The 515-nt window shown below is 46.8% G+C and carries 1 protein-coding gene; it reads left to right on the forward strand.

The genetic code is table 11. The features are described 5' to 3' along the window. The coding region (locus R7Q46_RS30380) for a site-specific integrase (RefSeq protein ID WP_318078741.1) at positions 1-515 on the forward strand (515 nt) is incomplete at both ends.

Below are 515 nucleotides of genomic sequence, written 5' to 3' on the forward strand. Positions count from 1 at the left end.
TTCGTGATGAGAAGCGTAACGTGCTCACTTTTCAAGAATTTGCGGAGCTGCACTACTTACCCTACGCCATGATGAATAAGCTCACCGCCAAAAGTGATGCAGGTAGTCTAAAGCTCCATTTCTATCCGAAATGGGGTAAGAAACCTCTCACTGATATCGGTCAGCAGGACATTCAGAAATTACTTGATGGATTACTAGAGGGAAGAAAGCCTGCAACGGTGAACCGTCTACGTTCCTTAGTGCTTCGTATGTTCAGGCTGGCAATGGAATGGGGTTATGTCGACTCTAATCCCGGTCAATACATCAGGAAGTTGAAGGAAAATAACGTACGGCAACGTTTCCTGTCACGGGCCGAGGTTTCTGCCTTCATCAAGGCATGCAACGAAGAACCTAATCGCACCCAATCTAACGCATTGAAATTCGCTCTGCTTACTGGGATGCGAATCGGGGAAATTACCAGTTCAAAATGGGAATGCCTTACCGTCGACGACGACGGCAATTGGAGCCTATTTCTA

The sequence above is a fragment of the Vibrio sp. 811 genome (assembly GCF_033339195.1).